General features: G+C 43.5%; 14 protein-coding genes. 9 read left to right on the top strand and 5 right to left on the bottom strand.

The genetic code is table 11. The features are described from left to right. Positions 1-6 precede the first annotated feature (6 nt). Together L1070_RS14220 and L1070_RS14215 are read left to right on the top strand one after the other, a co-directional pair. Positions 7-3,066 carry a tetratricopeptide repeat protein gene (locus tag L1070_RS14220; protein WP_237126015.1) on the top strand — a complete coding sequence of 1,020 codons (3,060 nt, stop codon included), beginning with the start codon at positions 7-9 and terminating at the stop codon, positions 3,064-3,066. Between the two features lie 159 nt (positions 3,067-3,225). Next, entirely contained in the window at positions 3,226-3,597 is a 372-nt protein-coding gene (locus L1070_RS14215; RefSeq protein WP_070987705.1) for a hypothetical protein, read from the top strand. Between the two features lie 48 nt (positions 3,598-3,645). Here L1070_RS14215 and bla read toward each other — a convergent pair whose 3' ends face one another. Then, positions 3,646-4,389 (bottom strand): subclass B1 metallo-beta-lactamase, encoded by a 744-nt coding sequence (gene bla, locus L1070_RS14210; RefSeq protein ID WP_237126014.1) that lies wholly within the window; start codon positions 4,387-4,389, stop codon positions 3,646-3,648. Positions 4,390-4,608: 219 nt separating this feature from the next. Between bla and L1070_RS14205 the strand changes: the two genes are divergently transcribed. After that, on the top strand, positions 4,609-5,208 hold the full coding sequence (locus L1070_RS14205; RefSeq protein ID WP_237126013.1) for a TetR/AcrR family transcriptional regulator: 600 nt from the start codon (positions 4,609-4,611) through the stop codon (positions 5,206-5,208). Continuing rightward, entirely contained in the window at positions 5,198-6,052 is an 855-nt protein-coding gene (locus L1070_RS14200; protein WP_237126012.1) for an alpha/beta hydrolase, read from the top strand. The genes L1070_RS14205 and L1070_RS14200 overlap by 11 nt, the downstream gene beginning before the upstream one ends. Before the next feature lie 57 nt (positions 6,053-6,109). On the opposite strand, the gene L1070_RS14195 is transcribed toward L1070_RS14200, so the two are convergent. Together L1070_RS14195 and L1070_RS14190 are read right to left on the bottom strand one after the other, a co-directional pair. Further along, positions 6,110-8,092: a hypothetical protein gene (locus L1070_RS14195; RefSeq protein WP_237126011.1), complete on the bottom strand. Its 1,983-nt coding sequence runs from the start codon at positions 8,090-8,092 to the stop codon at positions 6,110-6,112. 67 nt (positions 8,093-8,159) lie between these two features. Beyond that, entirely contained in the window at positions 8,160-9,806 is a 1,647-nt protein-coding gene (locus L1070_RS14190) for a hypothetical protein (RefSeq protein WP_237126010.1), read from the bottom strand. A gap of 351 nt (positions 9,807-10,157) precedes the next feature. Here L1070_RS14190 and L1070_RS14185 point away from each other — a divergent pair, with 351 nt between their 5' ends. Beyond that, the gene (locus L1070_RS14185; protein ID WP_237126009.1) at positions 10,158-10,628 is read left to right on the top strand and encodes a hypothetical protein; all 471 of its coding nucleotides are present in this window, start codon (positions 10,158-10,160) and stop codon (positions 10,626-10,628) included. 49 nt (positions 10,629-10,677) lie between these two features. Here the strand turns inward: L1070_RS14185 and L1070_RS14180 are convergent, their stop codons facing one another. Then, positions 10,678-12,297 (bottom strand): tetratricopeptide repeat protein, encoded by a 1,620-nt coding sequence (locus tag L1070_RS14180; RefSeq protein ID WP_237126008.1) that lies wholly within the window; start codon positions 12,295-12,297, stop codon positions 10,678-10,680. Positions 12,298-12,558: 261 nt separating this feature from the next. Here L1070_RS14180 and L1070_RS14175 point away from each other — a divergent pair, with 261 nt between their 5' ends. From L1070_RS14175 to L1070_RS14160, 4 genes are all read left to right on the top strand, one after another. Beyond that, positions 12,559-13,761: an ABC transporter substrate-binding protein gene (locus tag L1070_RS14175; RefSeq protein ID WP_237126007.1), complete on the top strand. Its 1,203-nt coding sequence runs from the start codon at positions 12,559-12,561 to the stop codon at positions 13,759-13,761. Continuing rightward, positions 13,742-17,047, top strand: coding sequence for a PAS domain-containing hybrid sensor histidine kinase/response regulator (locus tag L1070_RS14170; RefSeq protein WP_237126006.1), 3,306 nt, complete (start codon positions 13,742-13,744; stop codon positions 17,045-17,047). The genes L1070_RS14175 and L1070_RS14170 overlap by 20 nt, the downstream gene beginning before the upstream one ends. A gap of 65 nt (positions 17,048-17,112) precedes the next feature. Further along, the gene (locus tag L1070_RS20425) at positions 17,113-19,272 is read left to right on the top strand and encodes an exonuclease domain-containing protein (protein ID WP_237126005.1); all 2,160 of its coding nucleotides are present in this window, start codon (positions 17,113-17,115) and stop codon (positions 19,270-19,272) included. 139 nt (positions 19,273-19,411) lie between these two features. Then, positions 19,412-20,362: a tetratricopeptide repeat protein gene (locus tag L1070_RS14160; RefSeq protein ID WP_237126004.1), complete on the top strand. Its 951-nt coding sequence runs from the start codon at positions 19,412-19,414 to the stop codon at positions 20,360-20,362. 453 nt (positions 20,363-20,815) lie between these two features. Here L1070_RS14160 and L1070_RS14155 read toward each other — a convergent pair whose 3' ends face one another. Then, the gene (locus L1070_RS14155; protein ID WP_237126003.1) at positions 20,816-22,978 is read right to left on the bottom strand and encodes a cation:dicarboxylase symporter family transporter; all 2,163 of its coding nucleotides are present in this window, start codon (positions 22,976-22,978) and stop codon (positions 20,816-20,818) included. Between the last annotated feature and the right edge of the window lie 96 nt (positions 22,979-23,074).

Raw genomic sequence — 23,074 nt, 5'->3', positions numbered from 1 at the left:
CGTTTTATGAGTGAACAATCGCCCACACAGCCAGAACAAACATCGCAGTCAGGTCAGCATACAGTTGGCTTTTGGGCCAAAACTGTTGCGTTTGTTGCTGCAGTTGCAGCATTGCTCGGCTATTACGATGATATCAAGAAAAAAGGAAAAACCATTGTTTGTGATTTACAAGCGGTGGTTTCTTTTGGTCTTGAGTGCACACAAATATCTCCAGCTGAGTTGACATTTTTGGAGCAGCTCGCGCACAAAGGCCAACTCAGTGAAACTCAACAGACGCAGTTAAAAGCGTATCAAGCAAAAAGAACAGCGGATGTACTCGCTAAGCTGGAAAAGCTCAGTGAAGGTAGTTGGTCCGAGGAAGATAAGTCAAGAACGGCGCAAGCAGTTAAAGAAACTGTTGAAGAAGGCACCGAGCTTGAGAAGCAAGCGCTTGATTTAATTGCTCAAGGGGATGCGCAAGCGGGCTTTGATTTATTAGCAAAGGAGGTTGAACAAGATATAGCAGACAGTGCCAACAAGCTGCGTCGCTTGGCAAAGCTATCATATGGCGTATCTGTTGATACCTCACTCAATGCCTATCAAAAGCTCTATAACCTTGGTGAGGCAACGTATGGGGATAGAATTTACTTAATCAGGTTATTAAAACGTAATGGTTTTATGAGTCAAGCACTCGCACTCGCAAATGAAACGCTGGCTTTAATACCTGAATCACAGTTAAGACTAAAGTTAACGCTGCTAACCGAACTGGGAGATATTCAAACCCTAAAAGGTGACCTGCAAAGTGCCGAGCATAGCTACAAAGCAAGCTTTAAATTGGCGCAGACACTGCAAGAGAGCGACTCCAGCAATAGTGAGTGGCAACGAGATTTATCAGTGTCGTTCGAGAAGCTGGGTAATATCCAGCAACAACAGGGCGACTTGGTTAGCGCGGCGCAAAGCTATCGCGCAGGGTTAAAAATAGCTCAAACACTGGCCGAACGTGACCCCAGCAATGGTCAGTGGCAGCGAGACTTATCGGTGTCATTCGATTACTTGGCGAGTATCCAACAGGACCTAGGCGATTTGGCGAGCGCGGCGCAAAATTATCGCGCAGCGTTGAAAATAGCTCAAACACTGACCGAGCGAGACCCGAGCAATAACCAGTGGCAGCGAGATTTATCCGTGTCATTCGAGAGGCTGGGGAGTATCCAACGGCAACAGGGCGATTTGGCGAGCGCGGCGCAAAATTATCGCGCAGGGTTGGAGATAGCTCAAACACTGGCCGAGCGTGACCCGAGCAATAGCCAGTGGCAACGAGATTTATCTGTATCATTCAATAAACTGGGTGATATTCAACAGCAACAAGATGATTTGGCGAGCGCGGCGCAAAATTATCGCGCAGGGTTGGAGGTAGCTCAAACACTGGCCGAACGTGACCCCAGCAATAGCCAGTGGCAACGAGATTTATCCGTGTTATTCGAGAGGCTGGGGAGTATCCAACGGCAACAGGGCGATTTGGCGAGCGCGGCGCAAAGTTATCGTGCAAGGTTGAAGACAGCTCAAACACTGACCGATCGCGACCCCAGCAATAGCCAGTGGCAACGAGATTTATCAGTATCATTTAATAATCTAGGTAATATCCAGCGACAACAGGGCGACTTGATTAGTGCGGAGCAAAGTTATCGTTCAGCAATGTCTATCAGCAAAACGTTAATCGAGCATGATCCCAATAATAGTCAGTGGCAACGAGATTTATCAGTGTCATTCGAGAAGCTGGGTAATATCCAACGGCAGCAGGGCGATTTGGCGAGCGCGGCGCAAAGCTATCGCGCAGGGTTGAAAATAGCTCAAACACTGGCCGAGCGTGACCCGAGCAATAGCCAGTGGCAACGAGATTTATCTGTATCATTCAATAAACTGGGTGATATTCAACAGCAACAAGATGATTTGGCGAGCGCGGCGCAAAATTATCGCGCAGGGTTGGAGGTAGCTCAAACACTGGCCGAACGTGACCCCAGCAATAGCCAGTGGCAACGAGATTTATCCGTGTTATTCGAGAGGCTGGGGAGTATCCAACGGCAACAGGGCGATTTGGCGAGCGCGGCGCAAAGTTATCGTGCAAGGTTGAAGACAGCTCAAACACTGACCGATCGCGACCCCAGCAATAGCCAGTGGCAACGAGATTTATCAGTATCATTTAATAATCTAGGTAATATCCAGCGACAACAGGGCGACTTGATTAGTGCGGAGCAAAGTTATCGTTCAGCAATGTCTATCAGCAAAACGTTAATCGAGCATGATCCCAATAATAGTCAGTGGCAACGAGATTTATCAGTGTCATTCGAGAAGCTGGGTAATATCCAACGGCAGCAGGGCGATTTGGCGAGCGCGGCGCAAAGCTATCGCGCAGGGTTGAAAATAGCTCAAACACTGGCCGAGCGTGACCCGAGCAATAGCCAGTGGCAACGAGATTTATCTGTATCATTCAATAAACTGGGTGATATTCAACAGCAACAAGATGATTTGGCGAGCGCGGCGCAAAATTATCGCGCAGGGTTGGAGGTAGCTCAAACACTGGCCGAGCGCGACCCCAGCAATAGCCGATGGCAACGAGATTTATCAGTATCATTCAATAAACTGGGTGATATTCAACAGCAACAAGACGATTTAGCTAGTGCTGAGAAAAGTTATCGTTCAGCAATGTCAATCCGGCAAACACTGGCCGAGCGTGACCCCAGCAACAGCCAGTGGCAACGAGACTTATCGTTGTCATTCAACAGCTTGGGTAACATCCAACAGCAACAGGGTGATTTGCTGAGCGCGGCGCAAAGTTATCGCGCAGGGTTGAAGATAGCTCAAACACTGGCCGAGCATGACCCCAGCAATAGCCAGTGGCAACGAGATCTTTATATTTCATACTATTTCATAGCTCTTTTATATCAAGACGAAGGCAAAGAAAAGGCGATTATTGCGCTTAATAAAGCCATAGTAGTGTCTGATAAACTATTGCGAAAATACCCGCAAAACCCCCAGTTTATCAGCGATAACGAGATCCTATATTCACTCAAAAAGGAACTGGTGCAGTGATATCATCTGGAATATCCAAATGTATTAGTTTATTCCGCTTGATTTACGGATATGAAAAAAATTATCTCCATAACTTGAATTATTTTCATTATTTGTCTATTCGTTATGTTGCAACAAGGTTGCATTAAGAATAACTAAGTTTTAATACAAGGAAATAAAATGAAAACAACATTAAAAGCTTTCACTCTGGTAGCGGGTTCTTTATTTGCAGGTTCAGCGTTAGCGACCACATTAGTGTGTGATGTATACCCAAAATCTGGCGGTAATTCATTTGGGAATGGCACTAAAAACTGTGGCGCATTTGACTACTCATTTGGCAACTCAACATCAGGTAAGTTTTATTTAATCAATATTTCTAAGCCTATTCAGGAAGTGCGTTGGGAAGGGAGAGCCACTTGTAGCGGCGGTACTAGCTGTAATGCAACAATCAGAGCGTACACACAAAATAAAGCATCAGCGCTGATTTTATATAAAGATGGTACCTGGGAGCAGGCTAATACAGCCAGCGCATGGTATGAAACTGGCCATTAATCTAAGTTTCAATGGTGTAGCGGTTGTTTAAAAGCAACCGCTTTATCGTTATTGACCGTTCGGCTTTTTCGTCTTTTCAATCATGTGTGTACGGGCTAGTTTTACAGTGTGAGACAGTAACTTCACATCACCAATCTTGCCATGCCCCGGTACCACCTGTTCTATCTTTGGATATTTCTTCAATACGTTGTTTAGTGATTTAGGCCATTTTTCAACAGATGCATCAGCAATATTACCTAAACCTTTACTTTCGAGGCTTTTAACAAAGCAACCACCAAATAGCAGGTTATGCCGTTGCAACCAAATTACGACATTATCTTTGGTGTGCCCCGCACCAGGGCTGAATATTTCAATGCTATTGTTGGCCAAGGTGAGCGTATGACCAGTAAAGCTTTTGCTAGATTGTGGACGGTTTTGCTTGGCTAAAAGGGTATTGGTGAGGGAGCTTGCATAAGTTTCGATACCCACTTCATTTAAATATGCGATGCCATTGCTGGCATCTTGGTGAAAGTGACTGACTAATGCGGCTTTTGGCACAAGGCCCTGTGACTTGATCCAGCTTACCAATTGCCGAGTATCAGCAACAGTCCATGGTGTATCTACGATATAGGCATGTTGCTGCTCAATAACAACCAAGCCGTTGGCGGCAACCAGCCCCCATGGCTTCACATCCAAATAAGAGACATGTTGATAGACATTTTCTTTTATAGGGTGGATTTCAAGCGTTGATGATTCAGCGTTGGCCCGCACAATAAACGGAATAAGTAGCAAAACAAAAGGTATGATTTTCATAAAAGGTCGCAACGTAAATTGTAGTTTATGGGTGATAACTCTATTTGTATCAATCGTATTGCCGTCAGCATATCTGGCATGAAAATGGGGCCGTTGACGGTTGAGCATCATGCCGTGAAAAGTATGAATCTATCCTGAGCATAACATAACAAGCGAGTTGCAACGGCAAAGTTATACGAGTATTATAAAAACGAACGTTCGTTCTATTTTTGATGTGTTATGGGTAAAGGTAAGCAAACAAAACAACAAGTGTTAGCCACTGCGCTTAATATTGCGACGGCAACCAGTTTAAATGATTTGACGATCGGTGGTTTGGCAGCCGCAACGGGTATGTCTAAATCGGGGCTATTTGCTCATTTTAATTCGAAAGAGAATTTACAATTGGCTGTATTGGAACATGCAAAGGAGATTTTTGTCGACACGGTTATCAAGCCGGTGGATACAAACCTTTCCGCCCTCGCCAAGCTGCTAAAAACCTGCGAACTTTGGCAAAGTTGGTACCAAGAGCAAGCGTGTACATGTATTTTTATCTCAGCAGCAGTAGAGTTTGATGATCAGCCAGGGGCTGTACGCGACTCGGTGAAATCACAACTGCAGCACTGGCTTAACTATTTAAATAAATTCGTTGACGACGCAATTACGGAGCAATCACTTGCCCCACAAACAGACGCTAAACAGTTCACCTATGAGTTGTATTCTTTATATTTGGGGTCACAGCATATGACGTGGGTTGGCCTTGAAGACGATAACCATTCTCGGTTTAACCTTGCATTACAAAATTTGGTGAAACGCCACCAAGGAGCACATTATGAGCAGTAAAATATATTTCTCGGACAAGTCTGGTGCTAAACCATTCAGTTATTATGGTGTCAAGGCTCTATCTAGTACCGTCGCTCGAATAGCCCCTGCGGTTGGCAAAAAATTTGCGCGTCGGCTGTTGTTGACGCCGGTTCGCCATCAATCAAAAGCGAGTAAGCCGCTGGAGATGTCGAGCTATACGATTAACACCCAATTTGAAGCACTACACGTATACGAACTTGGTCATGGCCCCGTTGTACTATTTACGCATGGCTGGTCGGGTAGTGCCAGCCAGTTTTACCCTTTGATGGAAAAGGTTGCATCTTTGGGCTTTAAAGCGGTTGCATTTGACCACTATGCCCATGGTATGAGCGCGGGGAAAGAGGCTAATCTTCCGCTTTTCATTCGTGCTATTGATGCTGTGCAAAAACATCTGAACGAAGGTATTCACGCAGCGATTAGCCACTCTATGGGATGTGTTGCGGCGTTGAACACTATCAATCCGTTGCTACATGTTTTGATAGCGCCGCCATTTGACTTTTACAATGGCTTTGAACAGCGCATTTTATCAACGGGCATCTCTAAGACTTTATTCAAAAGTGTGATCCACTCGGTAGAACAGCAGCACCAAATGCGCTTTGATAATTTATTACCTGAGTTACATCTTGCCAAGCATGACAAAGTGCTAATCATCCATGATGTGCAAGACAAGTTTGCACTGCATGACAACTCACAGGCTGTTGTGAAGCAATATCCTCACGTAGAGCTGATAAGCACACAGGGGCTTGGTCACGGGCGGATCATCAATGATGATCACACATGGCAATCCGTGCAAACTCAGTTACAAAAGCTACAAGCACAATAAAGATGCGATGGCGTGATAGTACCTATCACGCCATTAATGTTTGGCAGGTAGCACGTGTTATAGGTGAGTTTGATAGTATCCAGCTACCGTGCCTTGGCTGAATAGTTGACCATTTAGATAGGTGTCTTGTATTAAGCGGCCATAATTCGCATTGTAGTGTTTAATGCGGGCGGCCATCTCTTTGCTTGCTTGCGCTTGAAAAGGGTCAGTGACGGGTGGGTCACCCACAAAGTTGGTAAACCACGGAAACCAGCTATTGTCTTGTCCGCCGACATTTAGGTTGGGGTAATAATTACCACCTTGCCAGCGATCAAAGGTCAGGCTCATGAGTGAAAACAGCCCAAAGCCAGTTTGCGTCATGCATGCATCAGCAGCCTGATATTCAGGATATCCCGAGCTTGCAGCAAAATGATTACAGACGTTATGTGGTAAATTGCTACTGTTGGCGGCCTGATACTCTACTTCTCTAAACATGACAGGTTGTGAAGGACTACCTACAGGATACACAATGTTTGCTGCAACAGGAGAACCCCAGCGGTAATGATACATGGCTATTGCTAGTGCTAAATCTTCTTTACTGGTGGCAATGTTATCTGGGTGTGTCCAAGAGCCTCCAGGGTCAACCGGGTTGCTACCATCTTTAAAGATAATGCCATGTTGATTATCTTCCAATTGATTCATTAAGGTAGGAGTGGTGTTATCAACCACTGTGACGGGGATCATGGCGCTATTTGCTGGTGTGTACGTAAGCGTTGGGTTATTAAGCGCTTTCCAACATAGTAAGCCATAGCCATAGCCACTGGCGATCATGGGACATCCAGCCATTGCACTGGACGACTGATTGGCCACATAGCTATGGCTTGTTGATTTAGCAGCAGCTTCACCTGTGCCAACTAAAACGCCCCATTCGTGAAGCTCAACGGTAGCATAAGGCAATTCAGACTCAGGCAGATAAATCGTTGTCGCGAAAAGCAAATTAAGCGCGTGGTCTAATTCAAGCAGTTGTGTTGCGACCATCGGGCTTGTACTTGTTTCCGGGTATTGGCTGATAATAGTTCGTGACGAAGGGCGGGGCTTTGCGTATTCATATGGCACGCCTAACACAAACACGCTCTCGCTTTTGATATCGCTACTAATGATCTGTTGTAGACCTAAATTTTCGATTCGCATTGCACTTTGCACATTCGCGCTATGGTCGGTCAGCATTAAAGACTCATCTTGGCTCATCAGCCAGTGATTATCACCCATTCCATGTACTTGCGTATCGTAAAAAGTGTACTGATTATGGAGTTCCCCTTGTTGCATCATGATGACACTGTCTTGGTTTAGACTAAGACTCGATTGCGATAAATCCTCTTGGTGATGGCGCTTGTTAGGTGGCTGATATTGACCAATCAAGGTAGTTAGTTCCAATTTTACAGCATCATTGCTGCCGTGAACGGTCCACCCTCCCGCTTGAGTTGGTAAGAATTTGGCGCTGGTATAACGGCCATCCTTATCGATGTTGAATGCTTGCCAAGTTGTTGAACAAGTTGACTTACAAGCCTTTGAAATTCGATTCAAAGAAGCGTTATCATCACTTATGCTGGTACTGTAATCATCACTGAATTCAAACTGCAAGGATGATGGTTGCTCTGAAACTTGCAATGTAAAGGTGATGCGTCTTTGGTTACCACTGGCATACAAGGTACCTTGTTCATACTGGCCAAGGTTAAGCTGGGAGTAAGTATCCTGCTTTTTCATACCACCTGCCTGACCCGCGAAGCTGGCATGGTAGTTTCGCTCATCAAATGAATTGGTGGCCTCTAAGCCATTGAACTTGATGCTTTGTATGCAGGCCGCTTCTGAGCAGGTTTGTAGCTCGACAAGCTGTGCTTGGTAACGTAATGAATACCAAGGAGAAAGCGCTCGGTAACTGTCCCCTTGTGCAAAAAACAAAATAGGTAGTGTGGTTGAATCAAGGTTCTGCGCTTGCACTGGCGTTACGATTGAACCCAATAGGGCTATGTGGGCCAATGCCGTCAAAGTTAACTGTTTCATAATTATTCCTTTTATCTTGAAAAAGGCGCGATGGCGCAACTTAAGTACGCCATCAATATATTCGAGCTTAATGCACGATCCCCTGTGACTGGCCAGCGCTAACTGGTTTGTTGAGTTGCATTGATAACCAAGTTTCTACATCGCTGCGAAGTGACGCAATGCTGTCTGGACCAGATTGATCTGCATAGAACCAAAGGCCAGTTGGTAGAGGAGGCGTGACACCACTGGCGCATGTAAACTGATTTGCCGCATACATGATTGCACCCGAGCTGCCGTATTCAAAATGACTATCAGAGTAACCGCCGTAACCTCTGGCTTTGACTCTGGCATTAGAGTCAAGCGTGAAGTGATATACCTCGTTGGGTTGCAACATAAAAGGGCTCACATCTGAAGAATCAAAACGCGCCCGCATGGTGCTATTCACAGTCGCTTCATTACCTGAGCGAGTGATCATGCCTGCGATGTTAGTAATAAGGTCACTGGCAAGTTGCCCATCAAGCAAACTACCTGGATTGTCACTGACAATCGCAGCGGTGATGCCAAGTGCTGCTTTAAGTGCACCAAGCACTGAATTTATATCCCAGCCGGTGTTATAGCTCATAGCTGCTCCACCGGCTTTGTTAAACAACACGATTTCAGGAGCGGCGCCTGGCAAGTCTACCGCAAATTTAGCACCATCTGCAGAGTGAGAATTGGTGGCCTTTGACCAAATTTTCTTTGCTTGTCCTGTAACATGAAAACGGGCAGCGTAGGTGCCACGCACCTCTAAATTACCTGAACAAGTGTTACTTTGATTACAATCGTAACCATTGGTGTCGGCACAGAGCATTTTTACATAAAACTCGCTGGAATTATGATTGATACTAGAGTCGTAGCCATAGACTTTGTGCTTTGACCATCTTTCACCATCCCCCGAATGAAAAGCACCATATGCGGTGGTTTTAAAGTCCAGCTTATGTTTTGAAAGACCGCTGTCATCACTGGAATAGTCGCTCCAATTGCTTGGGCTAGAAGGATAATTGGTAACAACATGTCCTGAACTGGTAAGTGGAGTTATCATCTGGCAAGCACATTGCGAGCGTTCTCCCCCAAGTGGCAGTTTGTTGAGCAAGTCCTTTAGCTCAGCATACACTTCACTAGGCAAGGTTTTATCATATTCCAACACCGACAAGCCTTTGCGTTTTGGTGCTGCATGTTCGTTGTACCAAGTTTCGTAAAGTTGCGGTGATTGTTGTTGAAGATATTCTGCCAGTGTGAGCGCTCTGTTGTTTTTTAACCACTGATCGAAAAGTGCGGGCTTGTATTGTGCTGCATATCGGGTGAATAGGAAATTATCTTCATAAGAAGCTTCATCCATCGCCTGTGACCAAAGGTCTAAAACAGTTTTGTCGAGTGCTTGAAACTGAGCAACAACGTCACCGTCTCGGTAATCACGAATTAAAACATCAACATAGCGCTCCAGCTCAAACTCCTCGTCATTGTCAGCAATAAACTCAAGTAATGATACTGAGTCAGTTGACCAATTGGAGATTGCACGCCACGTTGTTTCGCTCACTGCTGTGGGCGTCATCTGTCCATATTCTTGGGAGAGCTGTTGTGTTTGATCACTGTTTGTGAACTCAGCAGCGCCAGCATATGCAAATGTAGCGCTGCTAAGCAGCATAGTGCAGGTTAAATTTGCCAGTACTTTGGCATTTAAAATTGTACGTTTCATTTTCGTATTCCTTCATCATTAATGGGCACGGTAATTAAATGTGCGCTTTGATGATGAAATGCTTTTGAGGTGCAAAAAAGGAAGTTACAGGGTCAGAAACGGGAAATATGGGTAAATCATCTAGGCAAACTAGCGTTGGCGAGTGTACAGTGGAGTAACACAATCGATATTGAAAAATAAAAGTTTATTAATTAAATATTTGAACAGGTTTTTACCCAAGTTTACCCATTTGCCCCGTATCTTTATGTGCATTGATTTTTTCTTTAAGGCAGTATTTTTTTGAACCTGACGAAGGCATATTACGTGAATATTCCTTTGTCCACCATGGAGCTGTAAAAAAGGAGACAAGCCATGAAGCAATTGATCCTATTATGTTCACTGTTAACGGCCAATTTTGTGTATGCACACAACGCGCAAACAATTAAAGAAATAACGTTTAGCGAAAGCGCTATATGCCCTAAAAAGCAGACCGTTTTGCTAGGAAAAATGAACTTATCAGCAGGCACCTTCAAGTACTTGAATAGTGAAGGTAGCAATGTATGTAATGCGTTGAATAGCAAAATGTTAAGTTGGAATTCTGCGACACCAATGCTTGATTGTGGTCAGTTTGATGACTGGCGTCTAGCTTATGAAATGGGCAATAAAATGTGTCAATCGCTGCTTAACAACATGCGCGGTTTTAGCCATACAATCACCACAGATATGCCCGTATTTACACGATTTGAGGGACCCTACGAATTTAAAGGGGACTCACACCACCAAACTTATGAGGCAAGCATGGGCGTGACCCTTGCGTGCTATATGTGCGATGTTAGTCGCTGATGACTGAGTGCGTCTTCCATCTCGGGGCTTCGGCCCCTTTTATTTATCATTAGCCGCTAATAAGGGCAATTTCTTCTAATTGACTTACTTTGTTTTGCAAGTCTTTTAGTTGTGGGTGGTCGGTATCACAATGTTGTATGACGTGATTTGCGGTTGCAATAATGTTTCGCCAACGGGGCTTTTTGGGTAGTGTTTTAATACTTAGATAGCGCTCAAAGGTCCTTACTCTCAGTCGACCATCGTCAATATTTACTTTCCATACTTTGCTTTGTTCTGCCAATTCTATTCTTGATTGGCCAATACTTTGCTCCCAAATACTCAAAGCAAGCGTCATAATTTCCACCATTAATATACGGCATTGCTCGTCATCCAAATGTTTCGAGTTTGCGTTGACTACAACTGTATCGGTACTCGATGATGATGAATTTGTCACTCGACGTTTGAAATACACTGTCGTTATCAACACACCAGCAATGAAAGCGAGGCATACCAAGGTGATCATCAAATCGTGGTTTGATGCTGATGAAGTTGTGTTAAGTACGTTGGCCCTTTGCAGTCGAAACTGATAGAGGCTCTCACTTTGAGAGCGACTATTTTTGAGCATATTAACGTAATTTTGTAATGTGTCGACAGCTTCTTGGTAACGTTGTGTCTGCTGCTGAGATTGTATCAACGCGATGTAGAACAGTTCAGTCAATTGACTATTTTGTTGGTCGTGGGCATTAAGGCCTTGTTGTAGAATAACCTGTGCGCTATTGTGGTCTCCTTCTAGCTGCTTCAGTTTAGCCTCAATAAGCAAAGCGCGTTGATCTGTATTACTGCTTTGAATTAACTGGCGCGTGTGTTTTTGTGCGTTTAACCATTGGGTGGCCTGAACAGTGTCATTTTGTGCAATAGCAATTTCTGCCAATAGTAAGTACGCTCTGGAAACTTGCGCGTGAGAGCCACTTTCGTTGAGAGGCGCAATGAGGCCATGAATGAGAGTTTGTGCTTTCTCAAACTGGCGTTTCTTCATTAAGACTTCTCCTAGACTTAACAAAGAATGGTTTGCTTTTGTAATGTCACCGGCTTGTTGGTGTAAAACATGGGCCTGACGAAAGGAGAGTATGGCATCATCTAGCTGATTAATATCTCGTGAGACATTTCCTAGATTATTCAATGTAATAGCTTGTCGGCCAGTGTCGTTTAGTTGTTTAGCCAGTTGGTAGCTTTGTAAGAATAGTGTCAGGGCGGTATCTAAATCTCCCAGTGCTTGATAAACATTAGCAAGATCGTTAGCTGACTTGCCGCTGAGACTAAGATCATCGAGCTGCCCAGCAATAAGCTGGGCATTATGAAAGTACTCAAGAGCTTGAATATAATTGCGCTGGCGGTAAGCATTAATGCCTTTTTGCCGTATGACATTGTATTTTTGAATATTAGTTAAGTCTTGTTCAAGTAGGGTGTCTAGCACTTGGTTGGCAAGCTTTAAATCTCCTGCTTTTCGATATAGTTCAACCAGCTCAAGTGATGCCCTAAACGCACTGTCGCTTTTTGGTGGCAGGGTTTGAATCATTCGTTTGCAGGTCAAAATGTCTCCTGTGACATTAGTATCCCCTTGGGGTTGGCACACATCGGCCCACGGAGAACCATGATTTAACAGCAATAACAAAAACAGACGACGTAACATTAAGTATCAGCTAAATTAAACACAATATTTACATGTTAATATAATATCAACAGTATGTCTTAACAGATTTTTTCCAAAAAAGCTGGTTTAGCATAGTGATAGGTTGGATAGTAATTAGAGTAATACCTTGGTTATTGGTATGTAGCTACTACAAGTTTGCTGAATATGAGCTATTTTTAAGCCATTAAAAACCTTAATTTGTGTACTATGAGATTTTATAATTGGTTGATGTGCTGTTGCTTATTTATTTGCTTTACGAGCATGGCCAGAGAGGCTCCTCGAATACTTAAAATCTATCATGACTCGGATTATTCAAATCATCACGCTTCAGCGCTTGCTATGAAAATGGGCTTAGAAACTGCTTTTGCCGAGGTCAATAATCAAGTGCAAGGGTATGAGTTGCAATTAATAGAAAAAGATAATCGTGGCAACAGTAATCGCAGCTTTTTACACATACGACAATATTTAAACGATCCGGATGCACTGGCAGTATTGGGTGGTTTACACTCTCCACCTTACATTAAATATCGGAAATTTATCAATGAGAGTGGCGTGTTATTGCTGATACCATGGGCCGCTGGTGGTCCGATAACGCGTTACCCTGACGCACAGAATTGGGTTTTCAGGTTATCCATAGACGATAGCAAAGCAGGTTACACCTTAGTAGAACATGCACAGCAAAGCTTACGCTGCGAGAACATACATCTATTACTTGAAAATACCCCATGGGGCAAATCCAATGAAAAAACCATGCGTACTGCGATGGGAGATACTCCAATAGCTGGCGTGACGTGGTTTAATTGGAATACCCAGTATGCCAGCGCTAAAATTATCATCCGGGATATTGTGACAAGTGATGCTGATTGCATTGTATTTGTTGGTAATGCTCCTGAAGGCACGCATTTTGTCAACGCGATGGCTAGCTTAAAAGATCGATATAGGCTACCTATAGTTAGTCACTGGGGGATCACGGGTGGCGCGTTTTATCCCGCCGTGAAAGAGTCGCTCAACAATGGTTTGGTATTACACTTTATCCAAAGCTGCTTTTCATTGAGGGATTATCGGCACCATACATTGGCCAAAGAGGCTGTAGATTTAGCCAAAAATCAATTCCCTGATCAATTAGTTCACCCCGAACAATTAGCCGCACCCACAGGCTTTATCCATAGCTATGACTTAGGAAGGTTACTACTCCAAGGGCTTGGTCAGATCACGCTCAGTGATGATATGAAGAGTAATAGAGCACAGCTTCGCGCTGCGTTAGAGCGTTTGGATGGCTCTGTAGTTGGTTTGCTAAAAACTTATCAAAGGCCGTTTTCAGTTTGGTCAACGACCAATCAAGATGCGCATGAAGCGCTGGGTCAGGATGACTTTTGCATGGCTAAATACGATCTCGATGGCGGAGTTACATTACTGCCAAAAGGAGCGAAAAAGGCGTTAGGGAATGAAGCAACCAGTGACTAGGTTACTAAGATTATCATCTGATAATGCGTTTTACGCATTTCTTGTGATGAGCTTGATTTTATCGGTACTAATTAGTGTTTTCTTAGTTGGTCAACGCGCCAGTGATTCTGTGACTGAACTGCAAACCAACACCAGTAGAGTACAAGCGGATCTTACCAAAAACTATTTGCAACAGTTTCTTGAAACAAGACAGCAAATATTGCGAGACCTCGTGCGTCATCCGGTTATTATTCAGGGGGTAATGGGAGGAGAATATTCACAAGCTTCTTTGTCAGATTTTCTGACGGCTTACCATCTGTTAGGTCAAAAAGAACATCTAATAATTGTGAACATGCTTGGCGAAGAAGTTTATAACAGCCATGCGAGTGTGCTATCAACCAGCCCACATTTACCGTGGTTACAACAAGTACTGAACTCGGAGATAAAAACAGCAATTTTATTGAATAAAGTTGAAGGAAAAGAACACGTTAAAATTGCAGTGCCGATTCATTACAATGGCTTTGTTGAAGGTGCTCTGATTGCTCAATTTAACACCAGCTTAAATGCTTTAATGACTGACACCTTAAAAGATGACAATACGGCGATTGTACTCGAAGGAAAGTGGTTTACCTTTAATAACTCAGACTTAGACAGTCACTACATGAGTATCAAAACTGACGAGATAGGCACGACGGGAATAGTCTACGAGTACCTGGTTAAAACCAGTTGGTTAGACGATAAGGTATCCTCATTTCAGGGCGATATCGCTTGGGGAATCGCAATAAGCTTAACTCTTTCGGCAGGGTTGCTGCTGCTTTTTGGCCGCCAATTATTACTTAACCCATATCGTCGTTTAGAAAAGTCAGAGCAGCAAGCGAAGGCGAATGAAGCACGGTATAAGCTAGCCATTCGTGGCAGTCATGACGGTTTGTGGGATTGGGACCTAGAAAAGCAACATATATACTTTGCGCCTAGATTTAGGGAGCTGCTTGGTTACGACAAGGATGACACCGATAGTTTTCCAAACGATTTGAAGGCGCTTGCGTCTCACCTCCACAAAAAAGACCTGTTACTGTTACAGGAGCAACTGCATTACCACTTCAAGTACAGCAAGCCTTTTGATGTTGAATTACGAGTACGTGTTTATGGTGGGGAAGTTCGCTTTTTTCGCGCCAAAGGTGTCGCATTAAAAGACAAAAGTGGTCGAGCAATTAGGATGGCAGGGTCGCTGACAGATATCACTGAACAAAAGGTATATCATAGTGCTTTAAAAAGCGCTAAAGAACATAATGATATGCTTGCAGAGGCCATTGAGTCATGCACTGTGGGTATATCCATTTCAGATGCAACACAGCCTGATTTCCCATTAGTATTTATTAACCGAGCATTTTGTGAAATAACGGGCTATGACAAAAGAGTATTAGGGATGAATTGTCGTTTTTTACAAGGTAAAGACACATCCCAAGAGGTGGTTGCCCATATGCGTGACGCCTTGAACGCGAGAAAAAAGCTTTCAGTCAAGCTAATCAATTACAAACGCAATGGTGAAGCATTTTGGAACAGTTTGGAGTTATCACCTGTGTTTGATAAAGCTGGGGGGCTTAAAGCGTATGTAGGTATTCAACAAGATATAACTGATTGGGTAAACTCTAGAGAAGCGTTACAAGAGGCCAAAATAGCGGCTGAGCAGGCTAGCTTAGTTAAAAGTGAGTTTTTAGCGTCAATGAGTCATGAGATAAGGACACCGATGAACGGTGTACTCGGTATGCTTAATTTGCTTTTAAATAGTGAACTAAACGAGGAGCAACATCACAGGGCGAACATAGCCTTAAATAGTGCAACATCTTTATTATCACTGATAAATGACATATTGGACTTCTCAAAGGTGGATGCGGGCAAACTTGAGCTCGAAGAGCTGGAATATGACCTAAGAAGCATGTTGGGGGACTTTGCGGAGTCGGTAGCAATTCAGGCTCAAAATAAAGGGTTGGAGTTGATACTTGATACCACGTTTGTGAATGAATCTTTAGTCAGGGGGGATCCTGGTCGTTTAAGACAGATCCTGACCAATCTAGTAGGCAATGCTATTAAGTTCACCGATGAGGGAGAGGTGGCTGTCTGCGCGAACTTAAAAGAGCATGATGAGCATCATTGGCGATTTGAGTGTGTCGTGAAAGATACCGGCATTGGCATTGCAAAGAATGAGCAAGGCAAACTATTTCAGTCATTTACACAGGTCGATGCATCAACCACACGCAAATATGGTGGGACAGGTCTAGGGCTGGCGATAGTTAAGAAACTATGCGAATTAATGAGCGGCAGCGTACAGGTACAGAGTGAATCAGGCCAAGGCAGTCAGTTTAGTTTTAATGTGTTGATGCGCAAGAGTAGCGGCTCTGTGGTCGTTAAACCCCATGGTACAATGTCAGACAAACACGTGTTAGTCGTTGATAACAATGATACCAACCGAGCTGTACTCACCAAGCAACTTGAACATTGGGGAGCAAAAGTGCGAGGTGTATCGTCTGCTCAGCAAGCACTCACACAATGTCATGAGTTCACTCAAGCACAGCAATCATGCTTTGACATTGCCTTTATAGATATGCAAATGCCTGAAATGGACGGCAAGGAACTCGGCAAAGCGATTCGTGAACAAACAAAGTATGACTCCATGAAACTTATTATGATGACGCCAATGGGGTTTCAGTGGGAGGCAGGTCACCTTGCTAAGTTGGGGTTTGCAACGTATTTTCCTAAACCTGCTACTACGTCGGATCTTATTACTGCTTTGGCGGTTTTAAATGAATGTGAACAGGAAAGCGGCGCTCAGAATTCAGCAATAAGTCGCTACATTAAAGGAGAAAAGCACCATCAGCAATTGACTAGTGATGGTATTAAGTGGGATGAGTCTATCCGCATTTTGCTAGCAGAAGATAATCAAGTAAATCAAATTGTTGCAACCAGTATGTTGAAGAAAATCGGCTTTAAGATTGTGGATGTGGCCGCAGATGGAAAAGAAGTACTTAGCCTACTAGAGCAGCGCCTAGAAGAGGACTGTTACACATTATTGCTAATGGATTGCCAGATGCCTGAGCTGGATGGATATGAGACAACTAAATTAATAAGAAGCGGTGAAGCTGGAGAGTATTACGCCAAGATTACTATCATCGCCATGACGGCAAATGCGATGGTAGGAGATAAAGCCAAATGTCTTGAAGCAGGCATGGATGACTATATTGCCAAACCTATTGCTCAGACTGTGTTAGTCGATAAACTCTTACAATGGTTACCACATAAACAAAACTAGCATGGGCACTGGCTCCATGAGATGAGATATGTAATACTGTACAAAAAAACAGTGCCGGTGTAGGCGTGCAAAAACAACTTCCTGAAAAATATTATCTGGATCATTATCATGAGTTTGTAGGGTTTATTAAACTCAGCAACGGTCACTTATTGTCGGCGCAAGATAAGCATATGTTGGCGCTTATAGAAGCGCTCGCTGAGCACGAGCGCTGCATATTGGTTCGCCTGTTAAATAGGAAATCCAAGTTTGTTACATATGACTCACTCAATTACGCCGAGATCGATAATTTAGAGCTGGCATTGACTGGGTTGCGTGACAAGCAGTTGATTGGTGATGTTGCTGCGCAGGACTATCAAGCTTGGTTACAGATCCTCACCAAAACTGAATTACAAGATCTCTGCCAAGATGTGCAGTTGAGTTACTATCCCGCACGCAGCGCTAAAAAAGCGCTATGGCTGGATTTCGCTCGTCAGCATATTGAGTTTACTCATGTTGAGCAACATATTGTAATAAAACGATATTTATGTGTAACGATTGCTCCATTGTTTGATTATCTGTTGTTCTTGTTTTTTAATCGCCTTGAGACGAATTTGTCGCAGTTTTCTATGCGAGATTTAGGAGTGATGAAGACCCACAGTGATGTTAATCCCGCCAGTTACTTTAGTGACTATCAACAAGCACAGTGTGCCTATGAATATGCACAACTTTATCAATCTCTACACAATATTAGCCTTGACGATGCACATGCACTATCAACTTATGTGCTTGACCTTAACCATGATTTTGAATTGCAGGAACAGGCTAGCCATCGTCGCGATAAACTGTTTTATAAGCTAGCCTGCTTGATAGAAAAACACATGCCACAACAAGCGGTGCGATTGCTAGCACGATGTACGAGTAGCAAAGCGCAAGAAAAGCGTATTCGCTTGATATTCTCTATCGGTGATCGTGAGCACTGTCGTACGTTGCTTGAAGATATTCTGGCAAGGCCTAATGATGAATCACTATTACTATTCGCTAAAGATTTCCTGCTAAGAAAGTTTCAGCAAAAACGCACCTCGATATTAACGGATTTATTGCGTGAAAGTCGTGATGAAATTACCCTAGATGAAGCCTACAAAGGTAATACAGAGCATGGTGTAATCGCCTTCTATGCGCGCCAGAGCGTTAAGAGTTGGCATACAGAAAATCAGCTGTGGCTGGCATTGTTTGGTGTTGTTTTTTGGCAGGAACTCTATGAACATGAATTATCTATGGCCGCCAATGAGTTTGAGCGCTACCCGCAGCTACTTAAATTTAATCGCTTTTATGCAGTGTTAGCAGAGGACATTGAAAACAAGCTGCAACAAATTAATCAAGCACCATGTTTAAAAAGCTGGTTGTTAAAACAGCTGAGCTATTGTTTTAAAAAGCAGAACGCATTGTTTTCTTGGCATGATGATTTAATAGACGCATTGCTTGTGTTAGCAGAGTTTGCTCCTTCAAGCTCTTTAGTTTCTTTGCTACGTGCTATGAGTCAAGATTTTAAGAACTTAAAGGATGGATACCCCGACCTTATGGTACGTGAGGGCAATAGCCTACGCTTTGAAGAAATAAAGGCACCGGGAGACTCGCTCAGACGTAATCAATTGGTGACCATTAACCGCCTGACAAAGTGTGGTTTCGACGTAACAATACAGCGAACCCGTTGGCAGTTTGACCCAAATCAAACCTATGTGGTAGTTGATATTGAAACGACGGGAGGTAAGAGTCAGTTTGATCGCATTACCGAAATAGCCCTCGTGCGTATTGAAAGAGGTGAAATCGTTGCCACTTGGCAAAGCTTAGTCAATCCAAAGCGCACTATTCCAAAATATATTACTCAGCTGACGGGGATAGACAATCAGATGGTTGCAGATGCCCCCGAGTTCTCAGAGGTGGCCGATAAAGTTGCTTCGCTATGTGACCAGGCTATTTTTGTTGCTCACAATGTGAATTTTGATATGGGCTTTTTAAAGCAGGAGTTTCAACGAGTCGGTCGTGTTTTTAGTCAACCTAAACTGTGCACAGTACAATTGGCGAGAAAATATTTACCCGGACATGACTCTTACTCGTTAGGAAAACTATGCGCTGCTTTGGATATTGAATTAAAACAGCACCACCGAGCGCTTGAAGATGCCCGAGCAGCGGCAAAAATATTGTTGTTAGTTAATGAAGTTCGCCAAGCCACACACACGCAATCATAGTGCTGAGTCTCAAGATGCTTTGAATATTTAGTTTTTAGCAACTAGAGTTAAATTCTAAGAAGAGCAAAGCGGTGAGAGTATATTGCGAGTACTGTTACTAGTTTGGATGCTGTGTTGGTGCTTGGTGCTTGGTGCTCAGGTGGCAGATCCTATCGATACATTGAATGAGGCGGAAGATTATCTGACAGTTAATCCGGCTCACTCTATTTTACTGCTCGAAAACATGGCAAAGCCAGATACGCTTCCCGAGGAATTGTTTGTACGCTGGCACCTCCTCGCTATGCGAGCCTCTGTGCCCACCAATCAAATGCCGCGCTTGATTGAGTCTCTTGAAGCTGTGTTTTCTGTCAGTCAAAGCCCGTACTTTCGAAACCAAATTACGTCAATTTTAAGTGCGCTGGGGATCTGGCTACGCCGATCTCAATATTATCAGGATGCACAAATCAGTTTGGATTGTTCATACAAGTATGCTCAAAATGATCGACAGCGTTTGACGTTAACTAATAGCTTGGCCTTGGTTGCGAGAGAGCAGAGAAATCACTCAAAAGCGCGGGCTTTATATGCGCGCTCTCGCACGCTTGCTGAGCAATTACAACAAACCCCAGTACTGGCAATGATTGAGAATAACCTAGGGGCTTTGGCGTTGGACGAGGGAAAAGTTGATGAAGCGGAGCGTTTATTTCGCCAGGCTCTAACCGATTATCAGGAGCTGGATAAACGCTCTGGTAAGATCTCAGCCGGTATTAATCTATTATTTGTGTTTTTAATTAAAGAGCAAACAATGAATTACCAGCGTTTGATTGGCCCCACCTCTAGGCTGACCTCAATTTTTCCCAACGAATCAAAACAGGCTCTATTGTCTTGGTTGCAGGCAAGGTTTGAGCAATTACAAGGCAAGGCGCCCGATGATAAAGTAAAGCTTGCTTTAAAAGTGGCCTATGATGAGTTAGAAAGTGATACAGTACGAGCATGGGTACATAAGTATTTAGCACCAAAGCTTGTGGTTGAGGTTACACATCCTTTGATCCCTATGAAAAAATCGTTTGAAGAACCGTGGTTTGATGCCGTTAAAGAATGTGACTGGCAATAGCGATATTTTTGTATACCTGAACACCTGCTTTTTAAGATAAAATCAAATAAATTAGATACTTTTGAGTGTGTTTTGCCTGCTTATTCGCTTAATTTAGCTTGTTTAGGGCTGGCATATGGGCTGTCGGTGTGTGCTTGGTTGCTTATCGCGGTTCTAGCCATTTTTTTAACCCACAGCGATGTGCGCTATACACTCGCTATCGTCGCTTATTATGTGATTATAAATATATTGTTTTTATTGATATTTTGGTCAGATAAACAACGTGCCATCGCAGCACACAGGCGTGTTAGTGAAGTTAAATTGTTAGCCTTATCATCGCTTGCTGGCAATATGACAATGTTTATTGCACAAAAATACCTTCGTCATAAATGCCAGAAGTGGCAGTTCAACGCAAAGCTTTTGTTATTGAGCTTTGCGCAAACGGCCATATTGGTGTGGCTGAGTTATCGGCTTCTAATCCAATAACTCAGGTGCATATTCATCAATGAGTGACCAGCGTTTAACGGTTTTTTGGCTACCTTGACCTAAAATCCAATAACGATAATTGGCGTCAATTTGACCATTTGCATGTTGGATATCCAACCAAGCATTGAGGTAGTTCAATAGGTCGTAATTGCGTTTTGCAACTGCAAACCCAGTTGGGTATTTACTGACCTCTCCTTGTGGTACTACCACGCCGAATTCTGGATAAAACATGCTCCAAGCAAAACCCGCTTCGGCACTTATCACCAGTGCATCATATTTATCTGGGTCACCAAAGTATGCCTTTAAATTTGGTAGTTGTTTAAATGCTACGTTGGGGTAGCCTCTGGCGACCTGATGTAATATGGGGGCATACTCAACATGTGCAATAGTCAGTGGTTGCTTGGCGATATCTTTTAAAGTTGTAAACCTGTCTAATTGGTGATCTTTAGCAAGCAGGGCAAGTTGCAACTGCAATACTTGATCACTAAAGCGAACCTTCGTCAAATCAGCCACATTGATCTCAAGGCCTGACATGGCCACATCAAAAAAGCCTTTATTGAGGTACTCATTAAGCTGATGCTTTTTGAATGGGATAAATTCAACATTTACATTAAGGTCAGACGCCAAACGGTGCGCGAGGCTGATATCAAAACCTACCAGTTCATTCTTTTGGTTAAAGTAGCTAAATGGCACGTTATCAATTAGATAGCCGATTCTTAGCAGGTTGCGTTTTTTAATCACATCAATATTCGTTAATGACAGTTCACCACTTTGATAGGCTTTGGGGACGTACCCCAAAACATGGGCAGGGACCTTATCGGCAATGACCATGTTGGCTATCACTTCATCTGCGGCTTGGGAGTTTTTGGCGAGATAGCTGTTTAATGTGAAGCTTGCCAGCATAAATGCAGGCAATAGCGCACTAAACAAAGTTAGATAGTAAACCGAACGAAGCCGCTTTAGATGTAATTGCTTGCGGCAATAGAAGATACTCAAGAACACAAAAGCAAAAATATAAACCACAGTGGTAGGTGAAACCACCTTGGCCGTTAAAACTGACATTGATAGGTAAAGCTGGTAGCTATCCGCTGGAATTTTTAAACTGTCCAGCATAAATGGAATGGCTAAGTGCACATTCGCAAAGTAGCTCAACATGGCAGAAAGCGTGACATTGGGTATATCTGTTAGGCTAATAGGATTGCCAGTAAGCCAGCCTGCAAACATCACAAAAATAAGTGTAGTGAGCTTGCCAAGGCTTGGGAAAGTGTAGGCGATGGGAACTAGTACTTCGGCAATATGATCTGCTTGCTCATCGGCTTTTTTGATACTGCGCATGTGCTCTTTTATGCCTTCGGTGATAACTGGCAGTACAATAAACACGTTGCCGGTACTAAATGCAGTTATCCAAGCGTTACGCATTACTAAAATCAAAGCGCGGTATTTGATAGGGGTCAGTGCGGCAACTAGCATAGGTAATAACACCAGCATTAAATACAGCCCTAAGCACAGAACCAACACCCAATAAACTTGCAGGTTATTTAGCTGTTCAATACTTAGCGTACCTGCGGTACTGGCTGTCATTGCAAATATTCCGATAGGAAAGATTGAAATCACCTTTTTCGAAATAACGGTGAGACCTTGGCCGATAACATCCAGAAATTCCAACACGGTATTTTTACGCTTGTTGGCAATCAGTGCCATACCCAGAGCAATACAAAAGATCACGATGGCAGGCACATTCCCTTCTGCCAGTGATGCAAAGGGGTTTGCAGGAATATACTGCTGCGCAAAATCAATATTGTTTGCGGGGGCAATCAGTGCAGGGGAGAAGAATGTCCCCGCATCATGTTGAGGCAACGTAAAGGTAAAGCACCAAATAGCGAACAGGCCAACTCCCCACAAGCACACCATCACCGTGGCGGCTTTAAGTAAAATGCTGCGTACTTGATCGGGATTAAACTTACCCAAACCCACGATAAGGCTGACCACGATATATGGGAATATGGTGATCTGCATCAGCTTTACAAAGCCAGCACCAAGTGGCTGTAAAAATGCCACCCGTTCACCAAAAATAAGACCCGTCGCGACACCTAAAATGAGCGCCCACAACATCCAGTTACGGTTTTTAAGAAATTCTAACAGCGTATTCATAGTTGATATAAGTTGCGCTTATTGTAGTCATAAGCATAATAGAAAACGAAAAGAGCGGGGATTATAAGCGTAAACACTGACCTAAACCTGAATAAC

Origin of the sequence: Pseudoalteromonas sp. MMG022 (genome assembly GCF_021654245.1) — a bacterium.
GTDB lineage: Bacteria > Pseudomonadota > Gammaproteobacteria > Enterobacterales > Alteromonadaceae > Pseudoalteromonas > Pseudoalteromonas amylolytica.
The sequence above is the reverse complement of the archived record's forward strand: the minus strand, read 5'-3'. Positions and strand labels throughout refer to the sequence as shown.